We start from the raw sequence: 9157 nt of genomic DNA, 5'->3' as shown, positions 1-9157 counted from the left end.
ACGCTACAATCAACCTTAAATCGTTAAGTTTTTAAAAACAACAATCTTTACGAAAGAGCCTTCAAAAAAGATTATTAGCATATAATTTAAAAGTGGGACAGAGTATCTCGGAGAAAATATAAAAAACAAAAGGCAGATTGATTCTGCCTTTTGTTTTTAGGTTTAAAAATTCCCCTGTTGGTCTTTCTAAACTATATTGATTATTCCTATTCATGATTTAACCACTATAACCATCTTTCATTCAGCGTCCACAAATTTCAATTTCTATAGATTTGGGTGAAATTCTCTCCTGCTAAATGTACTCTAGATGTTAAATTTTTTGACTTCTTCTATTTCAACGCCTATGGTTATCATTATGAATGTCAACAACAACCCGATCACCTGAACCCGGGGGAGAAGCAATTCTCAATGGTTATTTTTATGACCGTCATTACTTGTAATGTCATTTTTGTTTAAAAATTCAATGATTCCATTCACCAATCCAGGGGATAAAGGTAGTTCAGGATTTGTATATGTTGCTAAATTTCCCTTTCGATCTTCAGGGGCTTCTTTCAAGACATGATTCATCTTTTCAAGTATAAGTAATTCAGAATCTTTTTTTTCATTATGTAATGCTTTTGCGTTGGTTGCCGGCACTTGAATATCTCTATTACCGTTCACGATTAGAACAGGGATGTTCAGTTCCTTTACTAATTCTATCGGGTTATATTGAATCCATGATATCATGTAAGGCTGAACAGAAGGTCGGAATACACTTTGTAGATCAGCACTGACAGTCCCGATTTGTTTTCCTTGTTTAAGCTTTGCCAGTATTTCTTTGGATTCCGTTAATAACGTCGGTGTCAGTTGCTCTTCAAGCTGTTTAATGAGTACTTGGTCAATGGGTTCGCCTGCACCCGCCAATGAAATGAATATATCTGTTTCCGTTTTCTTTGCGGCAGCCATCCCAATTAAAGAGCCTTCACTATGGCCGATGATGCCAACTTTGGAAAAACGGCCATCCTTTTTGGCAAATTGAGCCCAAGCAGCTGCATCATCAATATATTGTTCAAATCTCAGGTCCTTTTCTTTTCCTGCCAATTGCATATTTTCACCAATTCCGCGCTTATCATACCTAATGCTTGCGATACCTTTTTCTGCAAGACTCTCGGCTAACATTTTTAAACTATTATTTTTTCCGGGATTTGCAATGGAGTTACCATCTTTATCGGTTGGACCAGAACCGGCAATTATAATCATCACAGGGAAAGGCCCTTCATTTTTGGGTGTTTCCAAAAGACCTTTTATGGTTCCGTTCTTTAAGTCGGCCTGCACGATTTCACCTGTTTCTTTCTCTTTAACTGCCTGATCGGATTTCTTAAGCAATTCAAATGAGAACGATTGCCCATTTTGAACAAATGTTCCTGAAATCCTTTCCTTATCTACTTTCCCATCAAACGTTATTTTCTGATTTTGGATATCCATATTAAAAAACAAGTCTGAATTGCTTAACTTTACGCTTGTTAAGGGGAATTCGTTCAACCCTTGTACAGGAATGCTTATCGTTCCATCTTTCTTCGTGAAATGAACAATGATTGGAAGCGGTTGATTTGGAATCTTAATATCTCCCTCCCACCTGCCTTCAATAGCTTTCAATGAGCTCACTTCCTTCGATTTCTCTTCCACCTCTACCGTGTCCTTGGTTCTGCAACCTACCATTAATACAAAAGCACTTACGATAAAACATATAATCGCCAAAGGTCTTTTCATTTGAGCAATCCCTTTCTTTAATAATTAGAGATAAACATGTAAAGTGTTTCTTTGTTTCAGCCATTCATATCCGTCTTCATTATAAGTAAGTTCTAATATATAATTCCAATATTTTCCCTTGAAAAGATGTTTATTTTTCCAATTTACCCTTTTAAATATGGTGGCAGTATGGGACGTTTTAAAAAAATATCGAAGAGACATTCAATCAGACTGTCTTAATCGGGAGCGCTTAAGTCGGTTTTTCTCATGGCACTCTTTTAAAGGTAAGAAATTAGGTCAAAATTAGAATGATTTGAATCAAACATTGACATCTAAAAGAAACTCTTTTAGAGTGAATTTGTAAATTAAATATCCTCGTTAGGTGAGGCTCCTGTGTAGGAGATACGCTACTGCCCAAAAACGTCGAAAGACGCCAATGGGTCAACAGAAACCATCGACATAAGGTGGTTTTTAATGTAGCTGGCTTTGTCCTATGCCACACAGTGCTAAAGCTCTACGAATGGAGGAACTGGATTTATGCTTGTATTTGTCATTCAGTCATATACGACTGTTTGTATTTGTCATTCAGGCAATGTACGCATATAAACGGTATTAAGCACCTTCATTTGTAATGGAGGTGCTTTTATTTTTTTCTGGAGGTGAGGGTAGTGGGGAACTATTCACGACGATATATTCGAAGCTTAATTAAAATTGAATGAACACAAAGAGTTTGGGAAGGGGAATAATAATATTTTTTTTACTCTTGATATTTAAGGGAAATATTTTTTGGCTCCCCTAAAGGAGTGAGTGACGAAATGATAAAAATCCTGACGGAAGATCAAATGACTTTACAAATCATAAAAGTATTAAAAGAAGGAAAAAAGAAAGAATTTCAAGCAATATTAGAAGAACTCCAACCATATGACATTGCGCGAATTTTTGAGGGGCTTCCAGAAAAACATCATACACGTTTCTTATTATTACTTGATTCAGAACAAATCGCTGAACTGATTCAAGAAGCTGAAAAGGTTCATCAATTGAAAATCCTTAGTAAATTAGGAATAGAGAAATCCGGCCATGTAATGGATCTAATGGATAATGATGACCTAGCTTCATTGTTAGAGGACCTATCCCCTGAAAAAATTGAAGAACTTCTTTCAGGTATGAAACAAGAAGAATCAAAAATCGTTCAAAATATCATGAATTATCCACCTGAAACGGCAGGGCGAATAATGACAAACCGTTTCGTATGGATACCCCAACATTATACGGTTCGAGAATCAGTTGAAAAGCTGAAAGTCTTTGCGGAGTTTTCGGAAACGATCAATTATCTTTATGTAATAGATAATGATAAAAAATTAGTAGGTGTTGTGTCATATCGGGATTTAATAATAAATGATGAATCTGAAAAAATTCAAGATATTATGTATAGCCGGGTTATCTCCGTATTTGCTTATGAAGACCAGGAAGAGGTAGCGCGTGTTATTGAGCGATATGATTTTTTAGCAATTCCTGTAGTTGAAAAAAATAATGAGTTATTAGGAATTGTGACCGTCGATGATATTATTGATGTTGTCATTAAGGAAGCGAATGAAGATATTGAAAAATTATCGGCTTCGGGAAAAGCTATAGACTTTGACACGAAGGCGCACGTGGCCGCATATCGTCGGCTGCCCTGGCTTATTTTACTTTTATTTATCGGATTAGTGTCCGGAACGATAATAAGCGGTTTTGAAGAAACATTGTCCAAAGTTGTTGCACTTGCTTTCTTCATGCCGATGATTGCAGGGATGACTGGAAATACTGGTACTCAATCTTTAGCTGTTGTTGTAAGAGGCCTAATCACTAGTGATACGGATAAAGGTGTCGTAACCAGACTTATCATACGGGAAATGAAAGTTGGATTGATAATAGGGATTACCTGTGGAATATTAATTTCCATCATTGCTTATGTTTGGCAGGGAAATCCTGTTCTAGGATTAGTGGTTGGAAGTTCGTTAGTGATGACCCTAATTATCGGGACATTAGCTGGGACCATCATTCCTTTGATATTATATAAATTCAACATAGATCCTGCCGTTGCTTCTGGTCCGCTAATTACAACACTGAATGATATACTTTCGTTACTCATTTACTTTGGAATTGCAACGATGTTTATTTCAAAATTGATGTAGACTTTCCAGTAAACCAAGTTCACATATGCTTGCAAAGTTTTTTTAAGTGTGAACTTAGTCTCAAAGATTTCAGAACAAAATGTCCATGCCGACGATTTAAATCGGAATTATAGATAAGAAGAAAAAAAGTAGCTGCTGAGCTTGAACATTTGCCAAGCAGACTAAAAATAGTGTATTTCAAGCTGCGGCCTTTTCCGGTATCCAAAAGGGGAAAGGCCGTTAAAGTTTCCTGGGAAGCGAACCGTATAATATAGAAGTCTACGTACATGATTTATTCTTAAACGAACATTGAAGGTAACAAAGCCAATTGCTGATGACCTTTATATGAAAGGAAAACATGGGACATAATAGGTCGTAGCAAGTTTAGGATTTGCAGGAAAGGCTACATAAAGAGTGTTATGGAAGCAATAGCCAATCATATTCTTTGACCGATGAACTTCATCAGTGATACGCTTCTTTTCGAAATTACGTATTTAAAACCAAGGAGGAACAATGATGACACAAACCAAACAGCAAATGATCACCCTGGCAAATCGTCCAAAAGGTATGCCTTCGAAAGGGGATTTTAACTTTGTTGAGAGTGACGTTCCCACACCAAAGGATAATGAAATTTTAGTACGTACACTATATTTATCTGTCGATCCATACATGCGTGGCAGAATGCAAGATACAAAATCATATATTGCTCCATTTGAATTGAATAAGGTTATCACCGGTGGAGTGGTTGCTGAAGTTGTTGAGTCCAAATCGAATTCCTTCAAACAAGGGGATGTCGTTGTCGGGAATATCGACTGGGCGGAATACACAGTTGTCACTGAAAATGAAATCCGTGTGATTGATCCCAAGGTGGCTCCGGTCACAACTCATTTAGGGATTCTTGGAATGACCGGTTTAACTGCTTATTTTGGCTTGCTTGATATTGGTAAACCTCAAGAAGGTGAAACTGTAGTGGTTTCAGGAGCGGCTGGAGCAGTTGGGTCAGCAGTCGGACAAATTGCTAAGATTAAAGGTGCGAAGGTTGTTGGCATCGCCGGTTCAGATGAAAAACTTGAGTACTTAACGAAAGAGCTCGGATTTGATGGAGCCGTAAATTATAAAAGAGATAGTTTTAAGACAGATTTAGCTAATGCTGTTCCCGATGGAGTCGATGTTTATTTCGATAATGTGGGCGGCGAGGTGTCCGATGCTGTTTTCACACTTTTGAATGCGAATGCCCGAATTCCATTATGCGGAGCGATTTCCTCGTATAATGCAGAAGGGAAAGATCTAGGACCGCGTCTGCAATCGGCGATGATCAAAACGAGTGCCCTTATGAAAGGTTTCACAGTTGGGAATTATGCAGCTAGATTCCAAGAGGGGGCTACGGATTTAGGGAAGTGGCTTCAAGAAGGAAAGCTGAAGTACGAAGAAACGATTATTGAAGGATTCGAAAACACACCTGATGCCTTTTTAGGTTTATTTAAAGGAACGAACCTCGGTAAACAGCTTGTAAAAGTTGCGGAACCTGAATTCGCTCAACTATAAGATTAGGGAACAAAGTGGAGGCGGAATCTTGTTTGACCTTTGAAAATGAAGGTGTATTAAAAGAGCTGTTATTTCAAAAAAATCCCGTTAAACCAATAATAGAGGTCGAAGCACATCTTTCAGCTAAATTGATGTGCTTCGACCTTTTTCTATTTGGATGGTGTCCATTCCTGATCATTTACAAAGCATGTCCTTCATGAAAGATAATCAAGCTTTGGAGTAAAAAAGAATTCTCTGGATTTTCATATGTTGGGATCAATGTCGTTATCGGACAATTTGTCGCTATGAATAACACCCGAGATAAGATAGTTATATATATCATCAATAATTTTGATACTGGTCACTAACACATGAAAGGCCGTGTTTGTCTATCTGTTGAAGGGATGACAGTGATGTTCCTTCTTGAAAGTCAAGGGCTTCGATACATGTGGAAATCATACGAAAATTAGGTGTAAAACAAAGGCTTACAAGAATTACTTACCCTTTACCGTATCTTTTGCTCCATATGAAGGATATTAAAAAAGGGTCTCTATAAACATGGCTCTCGACATAATGACATGATAAAGTAAAAAGAACAGTTACCTAGGTAATCATTTGATGAAAGGGAAAATTGAAATGAGTAAAGATAAGCAAGGGACATCTTCAAAATCTCTGAAGTTGGATGTAATACATACGACATTTAAACAGGCTTTTGAATTAAAAAAGAATCCATTTCCTTGGATAAAAGCTTTAAGTGCAGGGATAGCGGCTGCCTTACCTGTTTTCATTGGCTTATTATTCGGCAATTTAGCGTACGGTTTACTGGCAGGAATAGGCGGTTTCACTTATTTATACGTATTTAACCAACCGTATCACCAAAGAGCTAAAAAGATTTTCTTTGTGATGGTGGGTCTTGCTTTATCTGTTGTATTAGGGACGCTTTTGGCTCCATACCAATTGGGAACAGCCATAATTATGGGGATCATCGGGGCAAGTGTTTTTTTTATTTTTGGTGCATTAAAGATTACCGGTCCTTCGGCGGTTTTCTTTGTCTTGAGTTTTGCGCTAGCGACAGGTATGCCCATCGATCAGACGCTTGCACCGTTGCGTGGAGGTCTTGTTTTATTGGGGGGGGCACTGTCTTGGATAATCTGTATGTTAGGTTGGTTTTTCAATCCTCATGGACCAGAAAAGCTTGCGGTGGAAAAGGTGTACAGAGAATTGGGTGCATTTTTTGATTCGCTAGGCACCGGGAGATTCAATGCAGCAAGACAAAGAACGGTATTGGCGATGAAACAAGCGGAAGGTACATTGTTAGCCGGGTTTTCAAACAGGCGAAGCTCAGACATGTTAAAGCGGTTGTTTCTATTGAATGACCAGGCGAATGTCATTTTCCTGGAAGCATTGGAACTATCCTTGCACAAAAAGTTTGTGCTACCGCCAGAATTAGGACAATCGGTACGTGCCTTGGCTGACTCCATTGCATCTAAAACTAAAAATGAATCAAAGATTCTTCAGCCGGACCAAATGGAACTAGAGGTTGCAAAGCTATTCGTAGAAATTTACAATGCGGATGCCATCATGAATGAACCGGTTAGTAAAATCCACAAGGAAGCTTCAATCTCAAAGCCTTCTTTAAAAACGATTTTTCTTGGGGCGTTCGATAAGAACTCGATTGTCTTTCTCTCTTCCGTTCGATATGGAACAGTCCTTACCATTGCGGCCATCATCGCCTATTCCGCTGATTTTAACCGTTCGTACTGGATTCCCTTATCCTGTGCAGCCGTTATGTCAGGTGCGACCATCGTTGCCACATTTCATCGTGCGGTACAAAGGACCTTCGGGACAATCATTGGACTCCTATTGGCAAGCTTAATTCTTGCATCCGTTCATAACGAGTTCATTATCGTTCTGATCATTTTGTGTTTGACAATCATTACAGAGCTTTTCATCGTGCGGAATTATGGATTGGCGGCGATGTTTTTTACCCCTTCAGCTTTAATCATGGCGGAATATTCAACTCAAAGCTATGATTTTAGTTTTTTTGCGACCGTAAGAATAACCGATATCGTCGTCGGGAGCATGATAGGTCTTCTTGGATCGCTGCTAATCGGCAGTCAATCGGCCTCAAGCCTTCTCAATCATTTGATGGCCAAAACCATTCGAAGCCAGGGGCAATTTCTGTTGGTGGCGTTCTCTGGACAGGATAATGGACTTGCAATCGATGAAAGCAGTGAAAGGAACAAAATGCAAACCAATATGGTTAATCTATTAACGGTCTACAATGCTGCTCTTGGTGAGATATTCAAAAACAAGGCTAGACTGGAATCTCTTTGGCCCGTAATATTTTCGATAGAACAGCTGGGATATTATTTAAATGCAAGCTTGAAATTCTCCGATCGGTTGGTACTTTCAGAGAGTGAACTTGCTCAATTACTGTATGTTTTTGAAACAATGGCAATCGCTGCAGATAAGGGGCGGTCACTTACCAATAAAGAGGTTCCGGAAATTGAAGGGTACTCAAAAATCCGCCACGAAATTTTGGATCTTCAAAAAGCACTTCGGTTTTGCGGTGAAGCAACGAGTTAATCAATCTAGTGATTCTAATAAGGGAGTTCTTATTAGAATCTCAATCGCCACTGTTAATAAGATGAAATGGGCAGGTTTATAGAAAAGTCTGTAAAAATGCCGGTTTTCATTATAAAATGTATTTACAAACAGAAAGGTGATGAACCATGTCAAACGTTGCTAAATTTCGTGATTTTTTAACTAGTGAGAAAATCTATATGAATGAGTTGAATGAAGATGGCACCACCTTTTTTAGAGCCGAGCAAAAGTTAAAGGACGGGTGGAAGGTCCTTTTAGTATTTGCTTTCAATCAAGATGAAAATGTGGCGGACTTATTTTGCTTTAATGTCGCCGAGTTGAAGAATCCTGAAAAGAAACAGGATGTACATACACTGTTGAATGAATATAATGCTAATTTTAGGTATTCCAAGCTGTATGAAGAAAATGGGACCATTTCCATTCGGTATTCATACTCCATTGAGGGGGACATCGTACCGGATCTGGCGTTCAGGAAGTTAATCATGCTGCTTGAAACGGCACAGCAGGTTTATCCGCGGTTAATGGAAGTCATTTGGTCTTAAATCATCATATAGGATGAAAAAGTTCTCTGAATCAGGGGACTTTTAACATCTTTACTAGAGTGAATGAATATATTAACGTTACAATACATTAATTATTAAATTTTTTTAAAAGAACTATTGCATTTTTTCACATTAAACTATATAATTAATTTTGTTAGTGATTCGACAAAGTTCTACATGGATATGCGGGTGTAGTTTAGTGGTAAAACCTCAGCCTTCCAAGCTGATGATGAGGGTTCGATTCCCTTCACCCGCTCCAATACATACTCATAACGTAGGGTTTCGTTACCTGGAGAACGAAGCTTTGCGTTTAAATATTATTACAAGAATTCTACTGTTCACAGTGGGATTTTTTTATTGTCCCAATTAACTACATTCTATGGAAGCGGTAATACCGGATGTCATACCGTAATGAAAATCGTAGCTTTCTATTTATTGTGATTCTACATCTGGGAGAGTGGGGATTTCGATGCAAACTTGTTCAAAGAGATTAACTATGTTAGTAGAATCAGTTTGAATAGGTGTGTGTTTTTATTGTTCAAACTGAAAAGCTTGTGTAATTAGGTATGACCGAACGGTTGAATAAAAGGATATTCGCGCACT

Annotated in this window: 6 protein-coding genes, 1 tRNA gene and 1 riboswitch; of the genes, 6 read left to right on the top strand and 1 reads right to left on the bottom strand. The window is 38.2% G+C overall.

Annotated features, from left to right (window positions below):
- Positions 1-405: 405 nt before the first annotated feature.
- Positions 406-1749, bottom strand: a complete 1344-nt coding sequence (locus ACFVSH_RS10405) for an alpha/beta hydrolase family protein (protein WP_387705848.1) — start codon at positions 1747-1749, stop codon at positions 406-408.
- A 346-nt stretch (positions 1750-2095) separates the two neighbouring features.
- A riboswitch (M-box (ykoK) riboswitch) is annotated at positions 2096-2261 on the top strand.
- A 282-nt stretch (positions 2262-2543) separates the two neighbouring features.
- Between ACFVSH_RS10405 and mgtE the strand changes: the two genes are divergently transcribed.
- The 6 genes from mgtE to ACFVSH_RS10375 all read left to right on the top strand — a co-directional run bounded on the left by mgtE (position 2544) and on the right by ACFVSH_RS10375 (position 8813).
- Positions 2544-3902 (top strand): magnesium transporter, encoded by a 1359-nt coding sequence (gene mgtE, locus ACFVSH_RS10400; RefSeq protein WP_387705846.1) that lies wholly within the window; start codon positions 2544-2546, stop codon positions 3900-3902.
- Between the two features lie 495 nt (positions 3903-4397).
- Complete coding sequence (locus tag ACFVSH_RS10395) at positions 4398-5426, top strand: NADP-dependent oxidoreductase (RefSeq protein ID WP_387596947.1); 1029 nt, start codon at positions 4398-4400, stop codon at positions 5424-5426.
- Between the two features lie 32 nt (positions 5427-5458).
- Complete coding sequence (locus ACFVSH_RS10390; protein ID WP_387705844.1) at positions 5459-5626, top strand: hypothetical protein; 168 nt, start codon at positions 5459-5461, stop codon at positions 5624-5626.
- A 415-nt stretch (positions 5627-6041) separates the two neighbouring features.
- On the top strand, positions 6042-7994 hold the full coding sequence (locus tag ACFVSH_RS10385) for an FUSC family protein (protein WP_387705842.1): 1953 nt from the start codon (positions 6042-6044) through the stop codon (positions 7992-7994).
- A gap of 146 nt (positions 7995-8140) precedes the next feature.
- Positions 8141-8554 carry a YbjN domain-containing protein gene (locus tag ACFVSH_RS10380; RefSeq protein ID WP_063235961.1) on the top strand — a complete coding sequence of 138 codons (414 nt, stop codon included), beginning with the start codon at positions 8141-8143 and terminating at the stop codon, positions 8552-8554.
- Between the two features lie 185 nt (positions 8555-8739).
- Positions 8740-8813: transfer RNA gene (locus ACFVSH_RS10375), tRNA-Gly, on the top strand.
- The last annotated feature ends 344 nt before the right edge of the window (positions 8814-9157 follow it).

Origin of the sequence: Peribacillus sp. NPDC058002 (assembly GCF_042886655.1) — a bacterium.
GTDB classification, from domain to species: Bacteria; Bacillota; Bacilli; order Bacillales; family DSM-1321; genus Peribacillus; species Peribacillus aracenensis.
This window is presented reverse-complemented; position numbering and strand designations above follow the sequence as displayed.

Excerpts from the sequence above, each read along its gene's own strand:
- ACFVSH_RS10385 (WP_387705842.1), top strand. The coding sequence starts at position 6,042 with ATGAGTAAAGATAAGCAAGGGACATCTTCAAAATCTCTGAAGTTGGAT.
- ACFVSH_RS10380 (WP_063235961.1), top strand. The coding sequence starts at position 8,141 with ATGTCAAACGTTGCTAAATTTCGTGATTTTTTAACTAGTGAGAAAATC.
- ACFVSH_RS10405 (WP_387705848.1), bottom strand. The coding sequence starts at position 1,749 with ATGAAAAGACCTTTGGCGATTATATGTTTTATCGTAAGTGCTTTTGTA.
- mgtE (WP_387705846.1), top strand. The coding sequence starts at position 2,544 with ATGATAAAAATCCTGACGGAAGATCAAATGACTTTACAAATCATAAAA.
- ACFVSH_RS10395 (WP_387596947.1), top strand. The coding sequence starts at position 4,398 with ATGACACAAACCAAACAGCAAATGATCACCCTGGCAAATCGTCCAAAA.